The sequence below is a fragment of the Pontibacter chinhatensis genome (assembly GCF_900113285.1).
Classification (GTDB): domain Bacteria; phylum Bacteroidota; class Bacteroidia; order Cytophagales; family Hymenobacteraceae; genus Pontibacter; species Pontibacter chinhatensis.
In genome coordinates, this window is the sequence record NZ_FOOT01000005.1 from 168,139 (window position 1) to 191,663 (window position 23,525).

The 23,525-nt window shown below is 53.4% G+C and carries 22 protein-coding genes; 16 read left to right on the forward strand and 6 right to left on the reverse strand.

Features of this window, described 5'->3' with window-relative positions; genetic code table 11:
- Window positions 1-213: 213 nt before the first annotated feature.
- From BM040_RS15145 to BM040_RS15185, 9 genes are all read left to right on the forward strand, one after another.
- On the forward strand, window positions 214-1,131 hold the full coding sequence (locus BM040_RS15145) for a M28 family peptidase (protein WP_092103299.1): 918 nt from the start codon (window positions 214-216) through the stop codon (window positions 1,129-1,131).
- A gap of 202 nt (window positions 1,132-1,333) precedes the next feature.
- A complete protein-coding gene (locus BM040_RS15150; protein ID WP_092103301.1) occupies window positions 1,334-2,098 on the forward strand; it encodes an outer membrane beta-barrel protein in 765 nt (254 codons plus the stop codon).
- A 91-nt stretch (window positions 2,099-2,189) separates the two neighbouring features.
- Window positions 2,190-3,212: an SDR family NAD(P)-dependent oxidoreductase gene (locus BM040_RS15155; protein ID WP_092103303.1), complete on the forward strand. Its 1,023-nt coding sequence runs from the start codon at window positions 2,190-2,192 to the stop codon at window positions 3,210-3,212.
- Window positions 3,213-3,286: 74 nt separating this feature from the next.
- Window positions 3,287-3,805: an NUDIX domain-containing protein gene (locus BM040_RS15160; protein WP_092103305.1), complete on the forward strand. Its 519-nt coding sequence runs from the start codon at window positions 3,287-3,289 to the stop codon at window positions 3,803-3,805.
- Window positions 3,806-4,032: 227 nt separating this feature from the next.
- A complete protein-coding gene (locus tag BM040_RS15165) occupies window positions 4,033-4,719 on the forward strand; it encodes a response regulator transcription factor (protein WP_092103789.1) in 687 nt (228 codons plus the stop codon).
- Window positions 4,716-6,083, forward strand: a complete 1,368-nt coding sequence (locus tag BM040_RS15170; protein WP_092103307.1) for a sensor histidine kinase — start codon at window positions 4,716-4,718, stop codon at window positions 6,081-6,083. Before BM040_RS15165 ends, BM040_RS15170 begins: the two co-directional genes overlap by 4 nt.
- 73 nt (window positions 6,084-6,156) lie before the next feature.
- Entirely contained in the window at window positions 6,157-7,464 is a 1,308-nt protein-coding gene (locus BM040_RS15175; RefSeq protein WP_092103309.1) for a TolC family protein, read from the forward strand.
- A 12-nt stretch (window positions 7,465-7,476) separates the two neighbouring features.
- A complete protein-coding gene (locus tag BM040_RS15180; RefSeq protein ID WP_092103311.1) occupies window positions 7,477-8,583 on the forward strand; it encodes an efflux RND transporter periplasmic adaptor subunit in 1,107 nt (368 codons plus the stop codon).
- 5 nt (window positions 8,584-8,588) lie between these two features.
- Window positions 8,589-11,696 carry an efflux RND transporter permease subunit gene (locus tag BM040_RS15185; RefSeq protein ID WP_092103313.1) on the forward strand — a complete coding sequence of 1,036 codons (3,108 nt, stop codon included), beginning with the start codon at window positions 8,589-8,591 and terminating at the stop codon, window positions 11,694-11,696.
- Between the two features lie 614 nt (window positions 11,697-12,310).
- On the opposite strand, the gene BM040_RS15190 is transcribed toward BM040_RS15185, so the two are convergent.
- Together BM040_RS15190 and BM040_RS15195 are read right to left on the reverse strand one after the other, a co-directional pair.
- Window positions 12,311-13,042, reverse strand: a complete 732-nt coding sequence (locus tag BM040_RS15190) for a hypothetical protein (RefSeq protein ID WP_245756236.1) — start codon at window positions 13,040-13,042, stop codon at window positions 12,311-12,313.
- A 37-nt stretch (window positions 13,043-13,079) separates the two neighbouring features.
- Window positions 13,080-14,939, reverse strand: coding sequence for a glycoside hydrolase family 3 protein (locus BM040_RS15195; RefSeq protein WP_092103315.1), 1,860 nt, complete (start codon window positions 14,937-14,939; stop codon window positions 13,080-13,082).
- Window positions 14,940-15,135: 196 nt separating this feature from the next.
- Between BM040_RS15195 and BM040_RS15200 the strand changes: the two genes are divergently transcribed.
- The 5 genes from BM040_RS15200 to BM040_RS21815 all read left to right on the forward strand — a co-directional run bounded on the left by BM040_RS15200 (window position 15,136) and on the right by BM040_RS21815 (window position 18,700).
- Complete coding sequence (locus tag BM040_RS15200) at window positions 15,136-15,948, forward strand: rhomboid family intramembrane serine protease (protein WP_092103317.1); 813 nt, start codon at window positions 15,136-15,138, stop codon at window positions 15,946-15,948.
- Between the two features lie 4 nt (window positions 15,949-15,952).
- Window positions 15,953-16,747: a TVP38/TMEM64 family protein gene (locus tag BM040_RS15205; protein ID WP_092103319.1), complete on the forward strand. Its 795-nt coding sequence runs from the start codon at window positions 15,953-15,955 to the stop codon at window positions 16,745-16,747.
- 259 nt (window positions 16,748-17,006) lie between these two features.
- A complete protein-coding gene (locus BM040_RS21810) occupies window positions 17,007-17,531 on the forward strand; it encodes an RlpA-like double-psi beta-barrel domain-containing protein (RefSeq protein ID WP_175491086.1) in 525 nt (174 codons plus the stop codon).
- A gap of 72 nt (window positions 17,532-17,603) precedes the next feature.
- Window positions 17,604-18,167, forward strand: coding sequence for an HD domain-containing protein (locus BM040_RS15215; RefSeq protein ID WP_092103321.1), 564 nt, complete (start codon window positions 17,604-17,606; stop codon window positions 18,165-18,167).
- Between the two features lie 359 nt (window positions 18,168-18,526).
- Window positions 18,527-18,700 carry a hypothetical protein gene (locus tag BM040_RS21815; RefSeq protein WP_175491087.1) on the forward strand — a complete coding sequence of 58 codons (174 nt, stop codon included), beginning with the start codon at window positions 18,527-18,529 and terminating at the stop codon, window positions 18,698-18,700.
- A gap of 191 nt (window positions 18,701-18,891) precedes the next feature.
- On the opposite strand, the gene BM040_RS15220 is transcribed toward BM040_RS21815, so the two are convergent.
- Window positions 18,892-19,131 (reverse strand): hypothetical protein, encoded by a 240-nt coding sequence (locus tag BM040_RS15220; protein WP_245756237.1) that lies wholly within the window; start codon window positions 19,129-19,131, stop codon window positions 18,892-18,894.
- A gap of 134 nt (window positions 19,132-19,265) precedes the next feature.
- Here BM040_RS15220 and BM040_RS15225 point away from each other — a divergent pair, with 134 nt between their 5' ends.
- Window positions 19,266-20,219 carry a sterol desaturase family protein gene (locus BM040_RS15225; RefSeq protein ID WP_092103324.1) on the forward strand — a complete coding sequence of 318 codons (954 nt, stop codon included), beginning with the start codon at window positions 19,266-19,268 and terminating at the stop codon, window positions 20,217-20,219.
- 9 nt (window positions 20,220-20,228) lie between these two features.
- On the opposite strand, the gene BM040_RS15230 is transcribed toward BM040_RS15225, so the two are convergent.
- The 3 genes from BM040_RS15230 to BM040_RS15240 form a co-directional block, all read right to left on the reverse strand.
- On the reverse strand, window positions 20,229-20,663 hold the full coding sequence (locus BM040_RS15230; RefSeq protein ID WP_092103326.1) for a hypothetical protein: 435 nt from the start codon (window positions 20,661-20,663) through the stop codon (window positions 20,229-20,231).
- A 225-nt stretch (window positions 20,664-20,888) separates the two neighbouring features.
- Complete coding sequence (locus tag BM040_RS15235) at window positions 20,889-21,320, reverse strand: hypothetical protein (protein WP_092103328.1); 432 nt, start codon at window positions 21,318-21,320, stop codon at window positions 20,889-20,891.
- A 96-nt stretch (window positions 21,321-21,416) separates the two neighbouring features.
- Entirely contained in the window at window positions 21,417-22,466 is a 1,050-nt protein-coding gene (locus BM040_RS15240) for a nucleoid-associated protein (protein ID WP_092103330.1), read from the reverse strand.
- A gap of 277 nt (window positions 22,467-22,743) precedes the next feature.
- Between BM040_RS15240 and BM040_RS15245 the strand changes: the two genes are divergently transcribed.
- Window positions 22,744-23,466: a porin family protein gene (locus tag BM040_RS15245; protein ID WP_092103333.1), complete on the forward strand. Its 723-nt coding sequence runs from the start codon at window positions 22,744-22,746 to the stop codon at window positions 23,464-23,466.
- Window positions 23,467-23,525 lie beyond the last annotated feature (59 nt).

Below are 23,525 nucleotides of genomic sequence, written 5' to 3' on the forward strand. Positions count from 1 at the left end.
GATAACAGCAGCTATGCAACTTATACTTAAGAAACAGTAATCACAGACTCCCAGCCTTAGACAAGGAGGGGCCAGGGGTGGTTGGACCGGGTATGGCAGCATTTCTCTAAAGCTAAGGAAAGGCTAACTGTAGGCATATAAAGTATAAGCAGACTATGCTCATCCCAAACTTGCCATAACCGCGCGCAACGCTTACCTTCGGTTTTTATACTTATGAAGAAACTACTCACATTCGCTTTTATACTTGCTACTCCTGTTTTGGGGCTGGCGCAGAAAAGTAAACCCGATGCCGCCACGTTGCTGCGGGATGTAAAGGTGCTGGCCGCCGACTCCATGCAGGGGCGCTTAAGCGGCACCGAAGGAAACCTCATGGCGCAGGAATACCTCCTGAAGCGTTTTCAGGACCTAGGACTGAAGCCGTTTGGCGATACTTACAAGCAGCATTTCCGAATAGACTCCAGAAGGGCGCAGGTGGAGCAGGCTACTAACCTGATTGGCTACATTCCCGGAAAGTCAGATAAAGTGATTGTGGTAACCGCTCATTACGACCATGTGGGGCAGCGCAACGGGGATATCTACAACGGGGCTGACGACAATGCCTCCGGGGTAGGTGCCTTGCTGGCCGCAGCGGCGCATTTCACGAAGCATCCTCCCAAGCACACCATCATCTTTGCCGCCCTGGATGGCGAGGAATTGGGTCTGCAAGGCGCCAAAGCCTTTCTGGACAACCCACCGGTGCCTCTGGCCAATATCCTGCTCAACGTGAACATGGACATGCTCAGCATTAACAACAAAGGCGAACTATATGCCAGCGGCGCTTACCATTACCCGCAGCTGAAGCCATACTTGCAGAAAGTGAAGCCCCGCAAGCACGCACGCCTGCTTTTAGGCCACGACAACCCTGCACAGGGCCGCGACGACTGGACCGGCCAGTCGGACCATTTCCGGTTTCATGAGCGGGGCATCCCCTACGTATACTTTGGGGTAGAGGACCACCCGCACTACCACAAGCCTTCCGACGATTACGAGAACATCAACCCAAACTTTTACCCGGATGCAGCGGCCCTGGTGATAGACTTTCTGGAGCTGATGGATAATCACTTGCACCGGCTGCCGGCGCGTGCGCAATAGTTAGCCAGGTAGGCGCCCAGGTACCATCCGGGATGGGGTGCTCCGTTTATCAATATTTTATACTTTAATTATTCTGATATTTCCATATATTTATCAGGAAACTGCCATCCTTCTGCCCGATAAAACGTAGAGAAGAGGACAATTAAGGCACCTGAAGGGATTGCCTGCCTACTCAAAAAAGATGTTTAACCTGTCTGATGATATGAACAGGAAGCGATACTATCTGCTTACACTTTTACTTCTTCTCTTACTAAACCCCTGGGATGCACTGGCGCAGCAATACCGCTATAAGCGCGGAAGCAAGGAAACCAATGTGCTGGAGCGGGGTTGGGTAATTCTGCTCGGAGGCGGGGTAACGGCCGTGCGCAGCGACATTTGCGGCAGCTGGGACTGCAACGACTTTGGCCCGAATGTAAGCGTGGGGGGGCTGTATAAGTTTTCGCCATACTTCGGGGTGAGCGGTACGATAGACTATGTAAAGCTTGGGGCAGTGGAGAAAAATACAGATGCACCGCTCAATATTGCCTTCGAGTCGGAGGTGATAGAGGTGGCGGCGTCTGCGGTGGTTAACCTGCTCGACAGTTATGCGGGCTCCGGTAATTACCGGGCTAAGCGTAAGCGCTTTATGGTGCCCTACATACGGGTAGGCTTGGGCGGTTTATACTATAACGCCACTTCCTTCCCCGCCGACCGCAAGCTCAACGACTCGCAGGTGACCTATGATCCGCAGCAGAAGTACCCGGCTTTTGCGGCAGTTGTGCCGGTGGGCGGGGGTATCCGGTTCTACATCAACGACGAGTTTAGCCTGGCTGGCGAGCTGGGGTACCGCATCACCAGCACCGATTTGCTCGATAACATTCCTGCCACCCTTACCAACGGCTCCCGCAAGGATGAGTATGGTGTGCTGGCCATCAAGCTGCAGTATACCCCGGTTTTTAAAAACAAGATCTTCTCCAAGAAACCCTAGCCAGTTTATACTTAACCCCGCTAATTCTACCGACGTAGAGGTAAGGGCAGGTGCACAAAGGCACCTGCCCTTATTTTATACTTCTACCGCTATGAAAACAAAAGACGGAAATAACCTCTTCTGGCTGGCCGCGGGCGTCAGTGCGCTGGCTGTGGGACGCGCCGTAATCCGGAGCCTTACCGCCTATGACTTTAACGGCAAGACTGTGCTGATAACGGGCGGCAGCCGTGGGCTTGGGCTGGTGATGGCGCGGCAACTGGCAAAGGAAGGAGCCAGGCTGGTGCTCTGCGCCCGCGACGAAACCGAGCTGGAAAATGCACGCATGGAGCTGGCCGGGAACGGTGCCGAGGTGCTGGTGCAGAAATGCGACGTAACCGACGAGCAGCAGGTAAACGACATGATTACCAATGTGCAGAACGAGTTCAGCCCGATTGACGTGCTGATCAACAATGCCGGTATCATCCATGCCGGTCCGGTGGCAGAGATGACGGTGCAGGAATTTGAGGAGGCCATCAACATACATTATTGGGGACCGATTTACACGACCCTGGCTGTGCTGCCCGCCATGAAGGCCCGGGGCGGCGGCCGCATCCTCAACATCGCCTCCATTGGCGGCAGGATAAGTGTGCCGCACCTGGTGCCCTACAGCGCCAGCAAGTTTGCCCTGGTAGGTTTGTCGGAGGGGCTGCGGGCCGAGCTGAAAAAGTATAACATCCTGGTTACCACCGCTACCCCGGGGCTGATGCAAACAGGCAGCCCACGCCATGCCTATATCAAAGGGCACCACAAGGAGGAGTATACGCTGTTCAAGATCATGGACTCGAGCCCGATTACCTCTATTTCCGCAGAGCAATCTGCCCGCCAGATGCTGAACGCCCTGCGCCACGGAGATGCTACCGTGACTACTACTGCCTTTGCTACAATCGGTGAGTTGCTGCACAGGCTCTCGCCGGGCCTCACCACGGATATACTGGCGCTGGTAAATGCCATACTTCCCGGTGAGGGAGGCATTGGGAAAAACAGGGCCAGGGGCTACGAGAGCGAAACGCCGCTGTCGGAGTCGTGGCTGACGGAGCGCACGCAGAAGGCTGAGACTAAAAACAACGAAGTATAGTTTATACTTACACAAAGTATAACTGGCCTATAGGTCAGATTTGCTAATTTTATACTTGCCAAACATTCACCCTTATGGATATCAAGAGCAGAGAAAAGGCCTATGATGGCTACTTTAAGATTTATAAACTAACCGTAGAGCAGCAGGGGCACACCTTCACCCGCGAGCAGTTTGACCGTGGCGATGCCGTGGCCGCCTTGGTGTTTGATACCGAGAAGCAGCAGTACATCCTGACCAGACAATTCCGGGTGGGTTCGGAGTCGGAGCTGGTGGAGGTAGTGGCTGGCATGGTAGACAAAGGCGAGCAGCCCGAGGAAAGTATAACCCGCGAAATTGAGGAGGAAACCGGCTACCACGTCGATAGGCTGCAGCACCTGTACACGTTCTATTCCTCGCCGGGCGGCACTACCGAGCGGGTGATGCTATACTATGCCGAGGTGACGAAGCAGAACGGCGCAGGCGGCGGCAACGCCCATGAGCACGAATTCATCGAAATCCTGCACCTGACGCCGGAAGAGCTGGACGCTCTCGAGACACCGGATGCTAAAACCATCATCGCGCAGCAGTGGGCCAAGCTGAGCAGGAGGGGGTAAGAAGACTGCGAAGTTCCTTCAGCGCGCAAGAGTAAGTATAAAACTTAAGTTCCGATAAACCCACCCCATGAGCTCTCGAGCGTAGCTCTAAGGGGGTGGGTTTACACCTTCACATCAAATTAGTAATCGTAACTTGAGTGTTATAGTATACTTGAGTGATAAAGTATAAATGCGGTACTGGCAAGGTCCCAAAAACCGGCACGGCCAAAATGCTTACCTTTGCCCCCATGAGGATACTGATAGTAGAAGACGACCCTACCCTGAACAGCAACATCATCAAAGCCCTGAAGCATGAAGGATTTCAGGCAGAAGGCGTTTTTGACGGTTTGCTGGCAGAGAAACTGCTGCGCAGAGAGGCGTACGACTGCATTGTGATGGACATTAACCTGCCTGGCAAGACAGGCTACGATCTGTGCAAGGACTACAGAATCCTCAACACCACCACCCCGGTACTGATGCTAACGGCTTTCTCCGAGCTGGAAGACAAGGTAAAGGGGTTTGAGTGCGGCGCGGACGACTACCTGACCAAGCCCTTTTTTATGCGGGAGCTGGTGATGCGCGTCAAGGCCCTGCTGAAGCGGGCAAACCAGCAGCAGACAGCTTCTGGCGTAAACGACATAATCGTTGCCGGTGATATCAGCATCCATACCGCACAGAAAAAGGTGACGAGGCAGGGCAAGGAGATAGCCCTGACGCCGCGGGAGTACCAGATTCTAAAAAGGCTTTGCGAGCATGCCGGGGAAGTCGTTTCTAAAAAAGACCTTATCAGCGAGATTTGGGGAAGCGCCCTGGATGTGAACACGAACACGGTGGAGGTGTACGTAAACTTTCTGCGCAACAAGGTGGACAAGCCCTTTGGAAAGGAAAGCATCAAGACAAAAGTAGGGTTCGGGTACTTTATTGCGTTTGAATGAAGCTACAGAACAGAATACTTTTATACTTCTCTAGCACTGTCATCACCCTGACAGCCATTTCGCTTACCGTTATTTACTTGCTTTTCGCAGAGCACCGGGAGCAGGAGTTCCGGCAAAGGCAGCGGGAGAAAATCAAGCTGACGATTGAGCTGCTGGCCAAGTATAAGGAGATGAGCGAGAACCTCACCGAGATGATGGACCGGCTCACCATCCACGACTTCTACGACGAGAAGGTGCTGATTTTTGACCGGCACAAGGACCTGATTTATGAAAGCGTGGACGACCTGCCCATCGCCAACAGAAACGCTATACTTACCCAACTGTCTCCTGCCATGCGGGAGCTGGAACTAAAGGAAAACGGCTACGAGATTATTGGTGTCTACGAGGAAAGGGCGAACACCCACTTCTATGCCATCAGCAAGGCGTACGACAAGTTTGGTTATACCAAGCTCACCTTCCTGCGCAATACCCTGATTTTTATCTTTATCTCCATCTCTGCCCTGGTGGTGTTTATCTCGCTGTTCCTATCCAAGCGTATTTCGGAGCCTATCATCAGGCTTGCGCAGAAGCTGGGCCGTTTTAAGGTGGGCGATAACCCTGACTACACCGCGCTGCACACCAACACCTACGAGCTCAATTACCTGAACGAGAAGTTCCACCAGCTGCTGAAGCGCACCAACGAGTCGTTTGATTTCCAGAAACATACCATCCACCACATCTCCCACGAGCTAAAGACACCCATTGCAATTCTGGTATCTGAGCTGGAGCGGATTGGGCAAAACCAGCTCCCCGGCGACCTGAACCGGCAACTGGAGGAGCAAATCACAAACGGCAAATCGCTGGGCGACATCATCAACACGTTGCTCGAAATCTCCAAGCTGGAGGCTGGGCAGGAGGTTTTTACGCAGGCCGTCCGGGTAGATGAGCTGATTTTTGATTTAGTGGAAGGCTTCAACCTCATTCACCCCACCTTTACCTTTGAGCTCAACTTTTTCCCGGAGAACATTGATGAGACCAGGCTGGAGATAAGAGCGAACAGGATGCTCCTGCGGCAAGCATTTCAGAATATTCTGGCCAACTGCATTAGCTATGCGGATAACGGCTCGGCAAAAATCAGCATCGACTGCTCCAGCCCCAGTCAGCTAAAGGTGCAGTTTAGCAACTCAGGCAAGGCCGTGAGCCAGGAGGAGCAAAAGTACCTGTTCAATCATTTCTTCCGGGGGGAGAACAGCCGCGGCAAGGGCGGTTTTGGACTGGGCCTGGTGCTGGTCAAGAGAATCATCAACCTCCACCACGGCACCATCGAGTACGCGCACGCCGACAACCAATTCAATGTGTTTGAACTGACCTTCCCCTTAAGGTAATTTTTATCCGCCTTAAGGCTTTTTTAATCTCGCTGCCCGGACCTTTGCCTGCAGTTAAAAGCAGCGAGGTAAAATGGATATCATTAAGTTCGGCACGTTATACTTTCTTCTTCTCTTACTTTCTTTCCCGGCCAGGGCACAGGATACGCTACGGCTCAGCCGTGAGCAGAGCGAGACCCGCTTTCTAAAAGAAAACTTACTCTTGATGGCCGAGAGCTTGCAGATTTCGCAAGCAGAGGCCGTGCTGTTGCAGGCAAAGCTGTGGCCCAACCCCAGCCTCTCCGTGGATGAGGTTAACCTGTGGGCAACCGACAGGCAGTTGCGTGTTTTCGGGGAGGAGCTGCAAGGGTTTAACGGGGGCAGCTTCGGCAGAAACCAGCAAATCAGCCTCAGCATTGAGCAGCTGGTGCTCACGGCGGGCAAGCGCAAAAAGCTGATGGCCCTGGAGCAGGTAAGCGTGGATAAATCACGCCAGTATTTCGAGGACCTGCTGCGCCACCTGAAAATGGAATTTCGTGGCCAGCTGACCAACCTGCAGTACCTGCAGGGCGTCCGGGATACGTATCATGGGCAGCTCAAATCTGTACAGCAGCTCACTCAGGCCTACAAACGGCAGGTAGCGCAGGGTAGCATCCCCCGGGGAGAGTACATCCGCCTGAAGGCGCTGGAGCTCGAGCTCGCCAAAAACATCAGTGCGCTGAACGAAGACCTGAACGAGGCGCAAAAGGAGCTGAAGCTGCTCATGCGACTGCCCGCCCATACGCACCTGGAGCTTACCGACGACGGGTATACCCGGGATACCCAGCAGCTGCAGGCGCTGGCACTCGAGCACCTGGTGTCGCAGGCCAAAGAGGCCAGGCCGGATTACAAACTGGCTGAGTTGGAGCAGACCTACTTCGACAAGCTTTATACTTACGAGCGCGCCCAGCGGGTGCCTGACCTGACGCTGAGCGGCGGCTACGACAGGGGCGGCAACTTCATGTATAACTTTGTTGGCTTCGGCGTGGCCATGGACCTGCCGTTCTTTAACCGCAACCAGGGCAATATCAAGGCTGCCAAAATCGGCAGAGAACAAGCGAAGTTACTCTTCCAGCACAAAGACCAAAGTATAGAAAGCGAAACGGTATTGGCCTACCAGAACCTGCGCAACGCCTTGCACTTCTACAGCCAGATTGAGCCGGATTATGAGCGCTCGCTCGATGAGTTGCTCAGCAGCTATACCCGCAACCTGACGGGCAGAAACATCAGCCTGCTCGAGTACCTCGACTTCATGGAGGCTTACCTGGAAAACAAGAAAATCATACTGGAGGCGGGCAAGGAGCTCAACGACAAAGCCGAGGAGCTGAACTTCGCTATAGGCCAGGATATCATCAATTACTAACGGATAAGAAAGATGAAAATAACACAACATGCTGCTTGGTCATGTTTAGCCGCACTGGTGTTCAGTGGGTGTGGCAGCAATAATCCGGAGGTGTCACAATCGGAGCGCGTGGAGACGTTTTGCTTGGAAGACTCTTTCCGGCAGAAACTGGCGTTTGAGCAACCTGTCAGCAAGCAGGTAACCGAAGGCATCCCGCTTACCGGAGCCGTGGAGACCAACCCGGACAAGGTAGTGCAGTTCGTGAGCCTGGTGGGGGGCGTTATCTCCAACACCTACTTCTCGCTGGGGGACAAAGTGGCGAAAGGGCAGGTGCTGGCCGAGCTGCGCAGCTCCGAACTGAGCAGCCTGCAGGCCGAAAAGAAAAACCTGGAGCTGCAGCTACAGGTGGCCGAGAGCAGGCTGCAATCCACTAAGTCTATGTATGAGGACGGCGTTTCGTCGCAGCGCGACCTGCTGGAGGCGCAAAGTGAGCTGGACATACTTAAGTCCCAACTGCAGCGGGTAAACGCCAACCTGACCCTGTACAGCGCTAGCCCCGAGAAAGGCGTGTTCCAGATAAAGGCCCCTACCTCCGGCATTATCACCTCCAAATCCATCGCAGCCGGGACGCAGATTTCGGCAGAGGGAGAGCCCCTCTTCACGATTTCTGACCTGAGCGAAGTATGGGTGATGGCCAATATCCATGCCTCCAACGTGCAGTATGTGCAGGAGGGCATGTCGGTTGATATTAAATCCCTCTCTTATCCGGATGAAACCTTTAAAGGAAAGGTGGCGGCTGTCTCGCAAGTATACGATAATGAGGCCAGGGTGCTGAAGGCGAGGATTGTGCTGCCCAACACAGACTTGAAGTTTAAGCCGGGAATGCTGGTAGATGTGATGGCCTTGAAAGAGCGAGACATCGAGGCCCTGAGCATCCCGACCAGGGCGCTGGTGTTCGACAACAACCAGGACTTCGTGATTGTGCACCGCTCGGATTGCGAACTGGAAATCCGGAAAGTGGAGGTCCTGACCAGTAGCAACGGCACCACCTTTCTCGCCGCCGGGCTAAAGGAAGACGAGACACTTGTTTCAAAAAATCAGCTTCTGGTTTACGAGCAGCTTAAGAACTTACAGGATTAGGACGCATGCAAAAGTTTATACAAGGCATTGTCGCCTTCTCGCTGAAGAACTCCATCATCGTGTTCTTTCTGACGGGATTGTTATTAGTGGCAGGGGTTATCAGCTACATCAACACACCCATCGAGGCGTTCCCGGATGTAACCAACACCCGCGCCCGTATCATTACCCAGTGGCCGGGCAGAAGCGCCGAGGAGGTGGAGAAATTCATCACACTGCCCCTCATGAAGGAGATGAACACCATCCCCAAGAAGTCGGAGGTGCGCTCCATCTCGCTTTTTGGCCTGTCGGTGGTGACGGTGATTTTTGAGGATGGGGTGGAAGATTTCTACGCGCAGCAGTATGCCGCCAACCGCTTGCAGGGCGTGGACTTGCCGGACGGTGCGGATGCAGGCATTGAGCCGCCTTACGGGGCCACCGGTGAGATTTTCCGGTATGTGCTCAAGAGCAAAAGGCCCATTAAAGAGCTCACCGCTATCCACGACTGGGTGATTGAGCGGGAGCTAGTCGCAGTGCCCGGCGTGGCCGATGTGGTGAGCTTTGGAGGCGAGGAAAAAATCTACGAAATCCGGATTAACCCTACCAAGCTGGCCAACTACGACCTGTCTCCCCTGGAAGTATACGAGGCAGTGTCGAAGAGCAACATCAACGTGGGGGGCGACGTGATAGAGCGCGGAAGCCAGGCCTATGTCGTGCGCGGCGTAGGCTTGTTGGAGAGCATTGCCGATATCGAAAACATTCTGATAGAGGTAAGGGGAACCAACCCCATCCTGGTAAAGCACGTGGCTGAGGTGGAAGTATCTGCCAAGCCGCGCTTAGGCGTGGTGGGCCTGCAGGACGAGGATGATTTGGTGCAGGGCATCGTCATCATGCTTCGCGGAGAAAACCCGGGCGACGTTATCGCGCGGCTAAAGGATAGAATTGCCGACCTGAACGACCGCATCCTACCGAAGGATGTACAGATAGAACCCTTTATCGACCGCACCGACCTGGTGGATGCCACAGTGAGCACCGTGAGCAAGAACCTGGTGGAGGGAATCTTCCTCGTATCTGTCATCGTCTTTATCTTTCTGTTCAACTGGCGCACTACCGTTATCGTCGCCTCCGTTATCCCGCTTTCCTTTTTGTTTGCCATTGTGATGCTGCGCATCCAGGGCCTGCCGGCCAACCTGATTTCCTTGGGCGCCATTGACTTTGGCCTGTTGCTGGAAGGTACGCTGGTGATTGTGGAGACGGTTTTTGTGGCGATGGAAAGGCGGGCGCACCAGCTCGGGATGGAGCGGTTTAACCGAATGAGTAAATCAGGGCTGATAAAGAAGAGCGCGGGCAGTGTGGCTACCTACATCGTGTTCGCCCAGATTATCCTCATCGTGGCCCTGCTTCCTATCTTCTCTTTCCAGAAAGTAGAAGGGAAGATGTTCTCTCCGCTGGCCTTTACGCTGGGGTACGCTCTGCTTGGGTCGCTGCTGCTGAGCATCACCTACGTACCTGCCCTGTGCAAAGTGATGCTGAAAAGAGACATCAAGGAGAAGGAGAACTTCATCTCCCGCTTCTTCCGCAATAACCTGTTCAACCTGTTTCTGTGGAGCTTCAGGCGTAAAAAGGCCGTTGTGGCTGGCTTTGTGGGTATCCTGGCCGTCTGCACGGCAAGCTTTCTGTTCTACGGCTCTGAGTTTATACCCAAGCTGAACGAGGGAGCCCTCTACGTAAGGGCCACGCTGCCCAACAGTGTGAATATTGAGGAATCGCAGCGGCTGGCCAGGGAGATGAAGGCCAAGCTCCGGGAGTTTGAAGAGGTGAAGTTTGTGCTCAACCAGGTAGGGCGACCCAACGACGGCACCGACCCGACAGGCTTCTTCAACATCGAGTTCCACATCCAGCTGTACCCAGAAAAGGAGTGGAGCCGGAAGATAAATAAGGACGCACTGATTGATGAGATGAGGCAGGCGCTGCAGGCCTACCCGGGCATTGTATTGGGTTTCAGCCAGCCCATCCAGGACAACGTGGAAGAGTATGTGGCAGGCGTGAAGAGCTCTTTGGTGGTGAAAATATTTGGGGACGACCTCTTTGAGCTGGAAGGGTATGCCGAGCAGGTGGCCAATAGCCTGCGGGATGTGAAAGGCATCGAAGACCTGAACATTTACCGGAACATCGGCCTGCCCGAGCTACGGGTGCAACTGCACGACCACAAGCTAGCCCGCTACGGGGTGGATATTTCCGATGCCCAGGCGGTAGTGGAGATGGCCATAGGTGGCCGGGCGGCTACCAAGTTCTATGAGAATGAGCGCATGTTTGATGTGCGGCTGCGCTTTGCCAAAGAGTATAGGGATGATGACCAGAAAATCGGCAACATCCTCATCCCGACCAAAGACAACCGCAAGATTCCTCTGAAGGAGATAGCCACGATACAGTACCTGACGGGCCCGGCCTTTATCTACCGCGAGGGCAGTAGCCGCTACATTGCCGTTGGCTTTAGCATCGAGGGAAGGGATTTGGGCAGCACGATTGCGGAGGCGAAGGCAAAAGTTGCCAGTGAGGTGCAGCTGCCGGCTGTGAACAAAATGGTGTGGGCGGGCGAGTTTGAAAGCAAAGAGCGGGCAAGCAAGCAGTTGGCCGTGATTGTTCCGGCGGTTTTGCTGCTCATCCTCTTCCTGCTATACTTTAACTTCGGCACCGTCAAGGACACGCTCATTGCAGCTAGCACTATCCCTTATGCCTTTATTGGGGGCTTTATCTCGCTTTGGGCAACGCAAACCATCTTTGGCATTTCGGCGGGAATTGGATTCATCATCCTGTTCGGGGTCAACACCATAAACAGTATCATTCTGATTGCCGTGATGAAAGAGAACATGAGGCGAATGTCGCTGAAAGAGGCCATCAGCAACGGCGTGTATACCCGCATCCGGCCTATCGTGATGATTGCCCTGATGGGCTCTATGGGCTTGCTTCCGGCCGCGCTCTCGACGGGGATGGGCTCTGAGATCCAGAAACCCCTGGCGATCATGATTGTGGGTGGCTTGCTTATATGTATGATTTTGTCGCTGACGGTGTTGCCGCAGGTGTTCTTTTTGGCTTACCGTAAAGCGGGGCAGGCGAAACAGCGGCAGGTCAGGTAGCGCAACTCCGCTGAAGTTTATACTTTGGCATTTATACTTGAAGGTTAGTTGTTTGTGTGAGCAGGCCAGGCCTCGGAGCCTCCCTTAGCGGAAGTTCCGGGCGCCTGGCCTGCTGCGTTGATAGGGTTGGGTGTGCGGGTGCTTTATGATATGAAATGGTTATACTTTGTAGCCTATGTAGCGAATGACCCACTGCTGAGAGCTTTGTTGGCTAAGACGAAATGCTATTTAGTCAGCTATGAGGAAGGGAACCACTACGTGTGTAATGTGATTCCTTGGTGTAAGAGCGTTTCATCCTTTTCCTTTTGTTATCCTGAAAGGATCCTGGTGGCTAGTAGTTCAGGCTTACCCCCCTTCTACCAAGTTTATTAACAGAATGACAGATAGTTTAGAGGACGTTGCGAATAGAATTAATTGGCCCTGCCTCTGGGGTGAGTAGACTGTAAGTTAGGTTTTATACTTCCCTTGGGAGACAATAGGCGCTACAGGTTCCCCATACCTAAGGGGCATGCTGGCGACAGAAAAAGTAAGGGTATGAGATGTATAGCAGCCAGCAAGTATAAAAGCTAACCATAATTGCTGGTTAGCTTTTATACTTTGGATGTGTTTATACTTTACTCTTCTACGTCCCTAAACATATCTTTGGTGTCGGCGGCGCCTTCCAGGGCCAGGTACTCTGCCTGCAGGGTGCGGATTTTGAGGTTATCAGATGTGCTGATTTGTCCTTCAAGCTGGCGGCGACGGTCATTCAGCTGGCTGTACACATGGTCCACGTAGTCCCAGTCGTTCTGGGTCCAGTTGCTCTTTTTGGTGCGTACGGTGCCGATAAAGGTTAAATAGGCCTCCCGGAGCTGCGCTGGTTGCAGCTGGTCGATGCTGGCGTACTCGCGCAGCAGGTCCTTCTGCCAACTGGTTACTTTTTCTGCCTGCAAGGGCTGTTGCATACGGCGATCCTGGCGCTCCTCCCAGCTGCGGTAGCGTCTCTGCAGGTCTCTGTACTCGGCTTTAGACTTCTCGGAGAGGCTGTCGAAGTTCTCTTCCAGTTGGGCGTTGCGGCGGCGAAGCTCCTCTTTTGCCTGCGGCCACTCACGGCGGATGGCCGTATCGCCTTTATCTGCCTGCTTGTTCAGCCAGCCCCTGAACTCCTCCAGCTCCCGCTCTGCCGTTTTTCCAGAGCGCACCACGGTGGCCGTATCGCGTTCTTCCGTTGTGGTCACGTCTCCTTCCTCACTCGCTACCTCACGGCGGCCATCGCAGCTCCACAACAGGGCAGCCAGGCAAAGTATAAAAGTGATATTTAAAGTATAGGTGGCCTTTTTCATCAGCATGTTTCTAGCATTTTTCATTTGATGCTATAGTACGAAACTTGCCGGTTCAGGATGCTTATTGTGCCGCAGCGCTCGCCATAAACGGTTTGTTCAGGTAAATGCCGTCGCCAAAGGCAAAGTGCTTGTTTACCGTTACAGCCAGCTTACCGCGTGCAGGCACCTTGCCGAAGATAACCTCAGCGGCGGCGGCCTGCGCATGAAAGTAGCCCTGGTAGGCCACCAGCAGTGCCCGGCTCTCCTCAATATCCGGAAACTGGTTTAAGGTATAGGCATTGTTGAAGAGCGTAATAACCGCTTTGTTCGACTTGGCCAGTTGCTGCACCAGCTTGGTGGCATCTTTGGAATAAGCCACATTGTTAGTTGGGCGTAAGCCGGGGCCGTAAAGCGCTACCAGCACCACGTCATACTTCTTCAGTTGTTTCCAGAGTTTCTTAGTCTCTTTGGCGTTAGCTTTGCGTGAGATGAAGAAGTGATCGGTTTCAGTGGCTATCTGGTTCACCTGCCGCTGAAAGGCTGTCACCCGGGTAGCTCCAATAGACAAAGTGGCAACCGTTTGCTTCTGTGACTCTTGCAGCGGGAGCATCTTTTTTCGGTTGCTCAGCAAAGTAACCGCCCCTTCGGCGATGCGCTTGTTTATCAGGTCGGCCATGGGTGGGTTTAGGTCTTCGTACAGGTTCTCCAGCGCCACCGGTTTATACTTGTCCAGCCCCAGCCATTGCTTGGCCGCCAGCACGCGTTTGCAGCGCCTGTCTATTTCTTCCTGCGTCAGGTCGCCTCTTTCGATAGCCTCCTCCACGGCACGGATAGCCTTGGGCACACTGTTCAGACGCTCCAGCACATCGTTGCCGGCCATCAGGGCGCGGGCTTCGGCCTCTCCGGGCTCAAAGAATTTGGTGACGCCCTTCATCACCATCGCATCCGTAAAAATCAGGCCCTTGTAGTTGAGCTGCTGCTTGAGCAGGCCGGTAACGATAGGCTCCGAAAGGGTAGAGGGCAGGTTGGGCGTGGGGTCGAGCTGCGGGATGTGCATGTGCGCCACCATCATGCCGCCGAGGCCGTGCTTGATCAGCTCCTGGAAGGGGTACATTTCCAACGAATCCAGGCGCCCGCGGCCGAAGGGGATAACCGGTAAATCGTAGTGCGAGTCCACGTCGGTGTCGCCGTGGCCGGGGAAGTGCTTGGCCACCGCCATAATGCCGCCATCCTGCATGCCTTGCATATAGGCAATGCTTTTAGCGGTCACGTCATACTTGTCCTCGCCAAAAGAGCGGTAGCTGATTACCGGGTTGTTGGGGTTATTGTTCACGTCGGCCACCGGCGCGAAGTTGATGTGCATGCCCAGGCGCTTAAACTCCTGCGCCACCTCCACGCCCATGCGGTAAATCAGCTCATTGTCGGTAAGGGCACCCAGCATCTGCTGCGAAGGGTACTCCACAGTGGAGTCCAGCCGCATGCCCACGCCCGTCTCGGCATCCATCGAAATCCACAAGGGCACTTTGGAGGCTGCCTGGTATGCATTGGTAAGTTTTGCCTGGCGCACCGGACCACCCTGGAAAAAGATGATGCCGCCCACTTTATACTCTTTGATGAGTCGCATCACGTCCGCCTCATACTTTGGCCCCCGGTTCGAGAATGCCTCTATAATAATGAGCTGCGCAATGCGCTCCTCGGGGGTAAGCGTATTGAAAACCGAATCAACCCAATAAGAGGAAGTGTCTTCGAGAGCGGCAATAAGGGAAGCAGGGCGGTTGTAGGCAGATGGCCTTTCCACCGGGAAAAACTGTCCCTGATCCTCAGAGTAGCTGCTTTGCTGGGCATCGGAGCCCTCGCAGGCATACAGGAGCACCGCCAGTAGGGGGAGCATCCATAGCCAGAGCTTGCTTAATCGGTTTGCCGTATGGTGAGTGCTTTGCATGATACTTCTTTTATAACGCACCAATTTGTACTTTCTTGCCTTAAACTGGTGTCTCTTTGACAGGAGTATACCTGATAGTATACCTTTTACGGTGTAACAGGCAATTGCGTATGATTCGGTTGGTTGAATAAGGTAACGGCATCCAGCCCGCTTTTTGTTCAATTTGGTTTATCTTTAGCCAAACACAGCTTCACTTATGGCCCTCTTTTCATCCAGAGATTATATACCGCAAACAGGGGGTGAGCCTCCTCATTTTGGCTACAGCTTTCTGCCGGGTTTGCTGTTTGTGGCGCTTATGTGGCTGGTTAGTTTTCTGAGCTACCTTACCAATGTCAACCTGGCCTTTCTGGGGATTATGCCGCGCAATTTCCTGGGACTGATCGGGGTCTTTCTGGGCCCTTTGATACACAGCGACCTGCTGCACCTGCTCTCTAATACCTTTCCGCTGGTGCTGCTCTCGGGGTTTATACTTTACATGCACCGCCGTGTGGCGCTAAAGGTAGTGGTGCTGGTATACCTGCTCAGCGGCTTGCTTACGTGGGTTATTGGCAGGCAGGCCTACCATATCGGAGCGAGTGGGGTGGTGTATGGCTTGGCGGGCTTTCTGCTGTTTAACGGCTTTCTGCGGCAAAACCGGGGCGCTATGGCGGTATCGCTGGCGGTGCTGTTTCTGTACAGTGGCTTGTTTTACGGGATTTTCCCCGGTGAGGAGCGGGTGTCGTGGGAGGGACATTTGGCTGGCCTGCTCAGCGGCTTGATAGCAGCCATTGCCTTTGGGGAAGGGGAGCTAACCAAGGAGGCGAACAGGCCTCTGGAACCGGATGTGGTGCAGCGCCATGTAAGTAGTACAGCAGGCAAACACTACCAGCACATGTTCATCAGCTACAGCGTGCAGCCGGAAGAACTGAGCAAGCCTTACCATTATACTTTTGACGCAGCCAGTTTATCGGCTAAAGTGTCAACCCCCGCCGCGCCTGCTCCGTCTAAGGATAAGGCCAAACCAAAGTGAACCTATGCGAGAGAAGCAAGAAGAAACCCGCCAATACCCCCAACAAGTAAGCGAGCCTAAGAGCCGCTTTGACACTGATCCATCCGAATCCCGCCCTGATACCCGGCAGCAGGACGAGGAAGTAAAACAGAGCAAGTTGCCCCTGTTTATAACCGCGGCGCTTATTGGCTGTCTGGTTGCCTCGTACTTTATTTTTCCTGGCTTTCAGCAGGGGGTAAAGGAGGGCTGGGAGGTGCTCACGAGCGGCGACGAGCAACGCATATCGGAGTGGGTAGGCCAGTTCAGTTTCTGGGGGCCGGTGTTTATTATCCTGGCCATGGTTGCCCAGATGTTCTTGCTGGTGGTGAATGTGGTGCTGCTGATGTTGGTGGCTATTATCGCCTACGGGCCTGTCTGGGGCTCCCTTATAGCGGTGGCGGCCGTGATGGTAGCCTCTACTGTCGGGTATATGATTGGCCGGGGCATAGGCGCTGCGGGGGTAAGCAAGCTGATTGGGCAGAAATCGCAGCAGAAGGTATCGCAGTGGATGGATGAGTATGGCATCTGGGCTATCGTGATTGCCCGCATATCCCCCTTCCTGTCAAACGATGCGGTGAGCCTGGTGGCCGGGCTGGCCTGCATGGGATACCTGCGCTTTATGGCGGCCACGCTGGCTGGCATCGTGCCGCTTACCATACTGCTGGCCTGGCTGGGTGAGGATAACGACCGCCTCATGAATGGCTTGATCTGGGTTTCAGCCGCCAGCCTGGCTGTGTTCCTGGGCTACCTGGGGTATAAAAAGTTCATCAGCAAGAAGTAAGCCTACAGTTATACTTTATTGGCGGTGCAGCCCAGTGGCAGGGGTTATCTTCCCCCTCCTTAATGCGCAAAAGTTATCTCCTTCTTTAGGTTTGTACTTTGTTTATTTATAATGAATATTATAAAAATCTTACGTATTTGAATTTTCTCTAAAAGGCCCTTTAGCAGCATTTCGGATAACATTGCAAAACCCAAACAAAAATCCATCGTTTAAGCGGTTTATTGTTTAGAAAATCGATGTTTCACGAAATGGACTGCTTATGTTTAGGATCAAAGTACTCGCAGCCGTGTTCTATGTAGTAGTGGCACTGGCTGAAGAATTATCCTTCTTCCAAGCTGATTATTCCGCTCCGAATATCGAAGAAACGCCCTCCGGAATAACCCTAGAATGGCCCCCGCTGGAACCAGAAGACAAGGCCACCAACCCGGAAGCGTTACCCGAACCCACCCCGACCCTCACAGTTACTGCTTCCATATACCACCCAGAGCCAGGCCAGACCGATTCCACGCCCTACATCACCGCCGACGGCTCACGCATCAACAAAAAAGACCCCAAGAAACACCGCTGGATTGCCGTCTCCCGTGACCTGCATAGCAGGTGGGGAGGAGTCATGGAGTTTGGTGACTCGCTTTGGGTAACAGGCATATCAGAGGAGCTGGATGGCCTGTACATTGTGCGTGATGTGATGAACCAGCGGATGCGCAACAAAATAGATATTCTGGTAGGCAGACACGATCCCATCTACGGCAAGTGGGAAAACGTGCAGATCGCGAAGCTGGATTAGCGGGCAATTATACCTTGTGCTGCTGCAGGATTATCGTTATTTTGGGTGCTTAAAACCTAAAATAATAGCGAAATGATAACCTACCAGGAGGCCAGGGAACTGCTCGAAAGTATGACCCGAAGTGAAAGCTTGCTGCGCCATGCTTATACCGTGGAATTGGTGATGCGCGCCTATGCGGCCAAATTGGGGGAAAACGAAGAGCAGTGGGGCATCACCGGCCTGCTGCACGACGCTGACTACGAGGCCCACCCGGATCAACACCCTAATGTGATTGTAGGCTTGCTGCGGGAGCGTGGTGAGGAGGAGATGGCGCATGCTATTTCGGCGCACTACACCAAGTGGGGTGTACCCTACAACTCGCTGCTGGATAAGGCGCTGCTTGCCTGTGATGAGATCACGGGCTTTATTGTAGCCTGCGCCTTAATCCGTCCGGGAAGGTTGCAGGGGCTGGAGGCAAAGTCGGTGGTGAAGCGGCTGGGGCAGAAGAGTTTTGCCGCCTCCGTTGACAGGGAGGAGGTACGCCTCGGTGCCGAGAAGTTTGGCGTGGACCTGAAGGAGCACATCAGCTTCATCATCGGGGTACTACAACAGCACCAGCAGGAGCTGCAACTGGAGCCAGTGGGAGAGCAGGCGTAAGTTACTGGAAGCAAAGTAAAAAAGCGGCAGCTGCTGGTAAAGCAGCTGTCGCTTTTATTTTTTAGATAGGTTTTAGTGATACCGGGTCCAATCACCCCTTACCCCTCAGAGCTACGCTCGCTACCTTCGAACTCGTGTTCTCGGTAGTCTAAGGAGGGGAGCTCTGTGATTGCTTTGGCTGAAGTATAAATCACATAGCCTCGGTTCTCGCGCGGACAGGTCGCGACCTGTCCCTACAAAGTATAAACCCACCCCTAACCCCTCCCGAGAGGGGAATTATACTTACTTCTTCTCCTGTCATCTCGAGCTGCGCAAGAGATCTATCGGGAACTCTAACCAGATCTCTCCTAAGGGTCGAGATGACAGCAAGGGCAGGAGCTATCGACCTCTTCCCAGCCTTTGGGTTGAGCGCCTTGTGGATGTTGCGGTGCCCGAAGGGCAGCCCGCAGCGGAGCGAGGAGCAGCTTCAGGCACACCGCGCGATGCCCGAAGGCGAGGCCTCCGGCCTGGGAGGGAGCCAGAGCTGGAGGTGAAACAGTAGCTTAAGTAAGTCTTGAGGATGAACTGGAGCTAGTAAGGATAGCTTGGTTCGGATTGCGGGAAACGGCGGCTATGAAAGTATAGCCAAAGTATAAAAAGGCACGAGCTACAAGCTCGCGCCAGCGGGAAGGGGCTATGAAAGTATAAGCCAGCAAGTACAGCTGGCTCTAAGCAAAATCCACTGCTACGAAGTATAATCCTTCAAAATCTCAAACCCCTCCTTATCATCCTTTGCCTCTACCACCTCATCTATCACATATTGGATTTCCGGCTCCGTCCAATTCTCTTTCTCAGCAGCCTTTATAAATATATCGAGGGCGGCAAAGCGGGAGCCCTGCGCAGGTATAGTGGCTTTCACCTTTTTCCGGATACGCATCGTTCTGTTTTTGCCCCAATTTACGAAGTATACCCCAATTCTCGCCACTTTATACTTTGCTAATCCCTTTGCTGGAGGGCCATCAGGCGCTAACTGCCTATAATCATACTTGCCAAAGCCAATGCAAGGCTAACCCTTTTGCGCGCTGGTCGTTTTAATAGGCTACATAAAGCTTCCTGCCGATGGAGAAAGAGCTATACACCTTCGACGACCTTACCCGACTCAACGACCTTACCATGATGCACTACGCCGCCCCGATCATTGTGCTGTCGGTGGTGGGGGAGTGGCTCTATGGGGTTTATAAAAACAGAAACACCTACCATCCAACGGAGTTTGTCTCTGCCCTGACCATTGGGGGCGTGAACGCTGTGATGGGAGCCATGCTGAAGTTGTGGCTTTTCGGACTGGCGCTGGTTATCTATAACACGGTGCCCTGGGCCATACCCCGAGGCTGGGTGGCCTTTGTGGTATGCTTTGTGGCGGTGGATTTCTGTCGCTACTGGGCACACCGGATAGCGCACGAGCAGCGGTTTTGGTGGGCTACCCACGTGACGCACCACTCCTCAGAGCGCATGAATTTCTCGGTTTCTTTCCGCACCGGCTGGACACAGCATATCAAGTTCATCTTCTTCATACCAGTGCCGCTGCTGGGCATCGATCCGTTCACGTTCTTCATCTGCCACCAGGTAGCCGTGCTGTACCAGTTTTTTGTGCATACCGAGCTGGTGCGCAAACTGCCTAAACCGATTGAGTACATTTTCGTTACGCCGTCGCACCACCGGGTGCACCACGGCTCTAACCCCGGCTACATCGACAAGAACTATGGCTCCACCTTTATTATCTGGGACAGGATGTTCGGCACTTTTGAGCCGGAGCGGGAGCAGGTAAAATATGGACTGACGAAACCGGTGAGCACCTTCAACCCGGTGTACCTTGTTTTTCATGAATGGATGGATATCTGGGAGGATTTGAAGTACGCCAAATCCTGGAAGGAGCGGTTCCTTATACTTTACAAGCCCCCGGGGGCCATTGTGACAGAGCACCAGCGCAGAAGTCAGCACGAGCCGGTGCAGCCCGCGCATCAGCAGCCAGAGGAGGTGGTGCTGAGTACAACTGTGGCGCAGCCTGAGGTATGAGCGCTTCCGTCAATCGCCCAGGAGCCAATGTATGGCGCTCTCCTCGTCTATAAAAGTCTCAAACTGCAGCTCGTTTGGCAGGGTAGCCTCTGCCTCCAGTCTTCGCTTCACCTCAAGCGAGTTAAGGTCCATCATCGTGAAGGGATCTTCCACGCGTGCCCATTTCACCACGGTGGATGCTTTTAGCCTGGGCATGATATGATCCCATAGCCAGTTGGCATCGCCAAGGTTCAGGTGATGCAGGGCCCGCACATTGCCGAGCAGGTATTTTAGCTGGTAGGTGTGGATGATGTCGAGTACCTGCATCAGGTTTTGCCTTACTTCCTCGCTCTCCAGGTGCTCTTTGCAATAGATGGTCAGCATGGAAAGGGTGAGGTCCACTTTAATGTAGCAGGTGTCATCCTCCCTGACAACAATAACATTTGTTTTTTGCTCTGCTTCCATACCTCGTCATAAGTAAGCCGTGAAATTATTCTACGTGGTGTTGGCCAAGCAGTTGAACGTGAAATAATTACCTCCTGTCCTTCCGGAAAGAAAAGTAGATATAAGCCAAAGCTCGCTCATAAGCAAATTTTGATGCCGAACAGGCCGATATTGTTAGTGGAAGTAGAGGAACTGGCTGGGAGAAGGGGCAAAAGAAAAAGCACGGCGGGAGCCGTGCTTGCTGAGTTAGTAACTGTCCTGGTAAGCGGAGTTTTGCTGCCTGGCGGCGGGATTGCTCTGCATCTCGCGCGGCACGCCCATTTTCTCCTCGCGGCGCTGCTGGTATTGCTGAAACTGCTGCGGCGTAAGTATGTCTTTCAGCTGCGACAGCCTGGTCTGGCTGATCATGTCCATCTGGGTCACCAGCTTCTTGGGATTGTTTTTATACTTCTTCTGAGCCTCTTCAGCACTTTTCAGGCTGCTCAGGTTAATGGCGTATACTTTCTGGCTCTGCTGCGGCGAGAGGCGCAGGTTCTTGGTAAAGCCGGCGGTAATGGCCTCGGCCCGTTGCTCCAGCGTTTGGGTGGCCTGCGCGGTTTTGGCCTGCGGCTGTTGGGCCTGCGCAAAAACGGAAGGGGCAGCGATGGCAAAGGCAATGGCAAAGACAATCTTCTTCATACTTTTCTGGTCGTTTTCTGTCCTGCTGGTACAGGCAATTATCGTTCCGGTTCTTTTAAGAAGTATAAAACAGGTTTTGGGGGATGATAGTTTCGCCTAACTCTCGTTGTAAAAGTATACTTTGTAAAAGTGCATGCCGCGCTCCTTGTCAAAGCCCCGCTCCACATACTGCTCGCTCTGCTCGGGGTTGTAGCCACTGAATTTTATCTCTATCTGGGTGTCGAGCTTGATAAAGTTGCGGAACTTACGCTTCATGTTGCGCACCGTGTTCTTGTTGATTTCGAAGTCGGTGAAGCCCTCGATGTCGCGCTCCTCAGCAAATGTATGGCTGTACTGCATAAAGCGCTCCTTCGTCTCCGGCTCATCTATCACGCTGCTGGTAAACTCCTCCAGGTCAAACGTTTCGCTTTTGGAGAAGTAGTCCACCGAGCGGCTAATGAAGTCTACCTGCGCCTTTTTGCTTTCGGTGCGGGCAAAAACCTCCTCCGAGAAATCCTTGCACAGATTCAGAACGGCTTTGGTGTTAAAGTTAGTGTCTTTCAGCTCGATTACGTTCAGGAAATCATCTTTCCAGAAAACGGCGTCGTAGCTGTTGGCGTCTACCATTTTCACCCGGAACCCGTCCTCGGCCTGTGTATTGTAAATCATGCAGCCCTTGTCCACGCCCTTCAGGTTCACGCCGAAGTGGTAGTTCACGTTCAGGTCGTCCGCCTCATCCTGGAAAGTCAGGAACGTATCCTTGTTCTCGGATTTAAACACGCCGATGGCATCCACCACCTCATCGCCCATCACGCAGCCCTCAAAGTATACCACGTACAGCTCGCCACTCTTCACCTTGGGGTGGTCCGACTGCTGGTAGAGGTGGTTGAGGATGTGGACCGAGTACTCGTGGAAGTTTTGCGGCTCGGTAAACATCAGCGCCGCGTAGGCGAACATCTCGTTCAGGGCCAGGTCCGAAGTATGGGTAAAGCGGAAAAACTCCTCCTGCTTAAACGGCGACAGGAAGTAGTTGAGCAGCAAGTCGTACAGTTGCTCGTCGTGCAGGTCCACCAACTCCCTGGAGGCCACCACGCCTTCCTCTTTTGCCTTGTTCCCGACCCGGTGCACAGCCAGTTTCCTCAGGCGCACCTGCGTTCTGTCTTTCATCTGTTCAGCTTCTTTTTTAAGGCTCCAAAGCTACACATTTAGCCGCGCATTGCCGATGCAGAATCGAAATCACTTGTACTTTTAAGAAGGGCTGCGGCGGCAGGGATAGCTAAAAGTATGGAACTGTGTTAAATTATAATATTGGGAATCAGTATTTTATACTTTGTTGAGCTTGGAAAGGAGAGAAGCTTATACTTTTCTGGCACGGTTATTTCTTTAGCGAGTTCGAGCAGGCCAGCTTAACGGAAAAGGATGAAGAAACAAATCTACTATTACCATGAAAAAGATTTTCCTACTCATAGCAGTGGCTGTGGGACTGGCAGCGGCCAGTGCCGAGGCCCAGCAGCAGCCTGTTCGATACAACAAGCAATCTGCCTACAACAATAACCCAAATCAGGTGCGCTTCGGCATAAAGGCCGGCCTTAACCTAGCCGACTGGCAAGGCGAAACCGTGCAAAGTATGCAGGACCTGGTGGATATGTCGGGCGGGTATGTGAGCAAAGAGATGCGCCCCGGATTTCATGTGGGCACCTATGTAAGTATACCGGTAGCGCCGGGCTTTGAGATTGAGCCGGGACTGCAGTACTCCCAGAAAGGCACTGTGCTGAAAGGCAAGATTCCGCTGGAGCAGTTCGACTTCCTCAACGCCAACGTGACCCTGACCAACAAGGCGGAGTACCTGGACCTGCCCATACTTGCCAAAGTATACGTAGGCGAGGGATTCCATATTTTCGCGGGTCCACAGGTGTCGTACCTGCTGTCTAACAAAGTATCGGCCGAGGCCGGCGCCTTTGGGTTTAAGGCCCTGAACCAGGAGTGGGACATGAACAGCGGCTTCCGTGACTTTGACGTAGCCCTTACCGGTGGCCTTGGCTACAGGTTTGCCAACGGCTTCAACCTCAGCGCCGGCTACGATTACGGCCTCAACTCCATCGACAGCAACGGCAGCTTTGATACCTACAACCACGTGATAAAAGCCTCTGTAGGCTTTACCTTCTAAAAGTTTAGTGTTTGAGTGATTTACAGGAGCCCACCGCTATCCCAGTGGTGGGCTCTTCT

Bases quoted from the DNA above. Each gene is read 5' to 3' on its own strand.
- BM040_RS15145 (WP_092103299.1), top strand. From the start codon at position 214: ATGAAGAAACTACTCACATTCGCTTTTATACTTGCTACTCCTGTTTTG.
- BM040_RS15150 (WP_092103301.1), top strand. From the start codon at position 1,334: ATGAACAGGAAGCGATACTATCTGCTTACACTTTTACTTCTTCTCTTA.
- BM040_RS15155 (WP_092103303.1), top strand. From the start codon at position 2,190: ATGAAAACAAAAGACGGAAATAACCTCTTCTGGCTGGCCGCGGGCGTC.
- BM040_RS15160 (WP_092103305.1), top strand. From the start codon at position 3,287: ATGGATATCAAGAGCAGAGAAAAGGCCTATGATGGCTACTTTAAGATT.
- BM040_RS15165 (WP_092103789.1), top strand. From the start codon at position 4,033: ATGAGGATACTGATAGTAGAAGACGACCCTACCCTGAACAGCAACATC.
- BM040_RS15170 (WP_092103307.1), top strand. From the start codon at position 4,716: ATGAAGCTACAGAACAGAATACTTTTATACTTCTCTAGCACTGTCATC.
- BM040_RS15175 (WP_092103309.1), top strand. From the start codon at position 6,157: ATGGATATCATTAAGTTCGGCACGTTATACTTTCTTCTTCTCTTACTT.
- BM040_RS15180 (WP_092103311.1), top strand. From the start codon at position 7,477: ATGAAAATAACACAACATGCTGCTTGGTCATGTTTAGCCGCACTGGTG.
- BM040_RS15185 (WP_092103313.1), top strand. From the start codon at position 8,589: ATGCAAAAGTTTATACAAGGCATTGTCGCCTTCTCGCTGAAGAACTCC.
- BM040_RS15190 (WP_245756236.1), bottom strand. From the start codon at position 13,042: ATGAAAAATGCTAGAAACATGCTGATGAAAAAGGCCACCTATACTTTA.
- BM040_RS15195 (WP_092103315.1), bottom strand. From the start codon at position 14,939: ATGCAAAGCACTCACCATACGGCAAACCGATTAAGCAAGCTCTGGCTA.
- BM040_RS15200 (WP_092103317.1), top strand. From the start codon at position 15,136: ATGGCCCTCTTTTCATCCAGAGATTATATACCGCAAACAGGGGGTGAG.
- BM040_RS15205 (WP_092103319.1), top strand. From the start codon at position 15,953: ATGCGAGAGAAGCAAGAAGAAACCCGCCAATACCCCCAACAAGTAAGC.
- BM040_RS21810 (WP_175491086.1), top strand. From the start codon at position 17,007: ATGTTTAGGATCAAAGTACTCGCAGCCGTGTTCTATGTAGTAGTGGCA.
- BM040_RS15215 (WP_092103321.1), top strand. From the start codon at position 17,604: ATGATAACCTACCAGGAGGCCAGGGAACTGCTCGAAAGTATGACCCGA.
- BM040_RS21815 (WP_175491087.1), top strand. From the start codon at position 18,527: ATGACAGCAAGGGCAGGAGCTATCGACCTCTTCCCAGCCTTTGGGTTG.
- BM040_RS15225 (WP_092103324.1), top strand. From the start codon at position 19,266: ATGGAGAAAGAGCTATACACCTTCGACGACCTTACCCGACTCAACGAC.
- BM040_RS15230 (WP_092103326.1), bottom strand. From the start codon at position 20,663: ATGGAAGCAGAGCAAAAAACAAATGTTATTGTTGTCAGGGAGGATGAC.
- BM040_RS15235 (WP_092103328.1), bottom strand. From the start codon at position 21,320: ATGAAGAAGATTGTCTTTGCCATTGCCTTTGCCATCGCTGCCCCTTCC.
- BM040_RS15240 (WP_092103330.1), bottom strand. From the start codon at position 22,466: ATGAAAGACAGAACGCAGGTGCGCCTGAGGAAACTGGCTGTGCACCGG.
- BM040_RS15245 (WP_092103333.1), top strand. From the start codon at position 22,744: ATGAAAAAGATTTTCCTACTCATAGCAGTGGCTGTGGGACTGGCAGCG.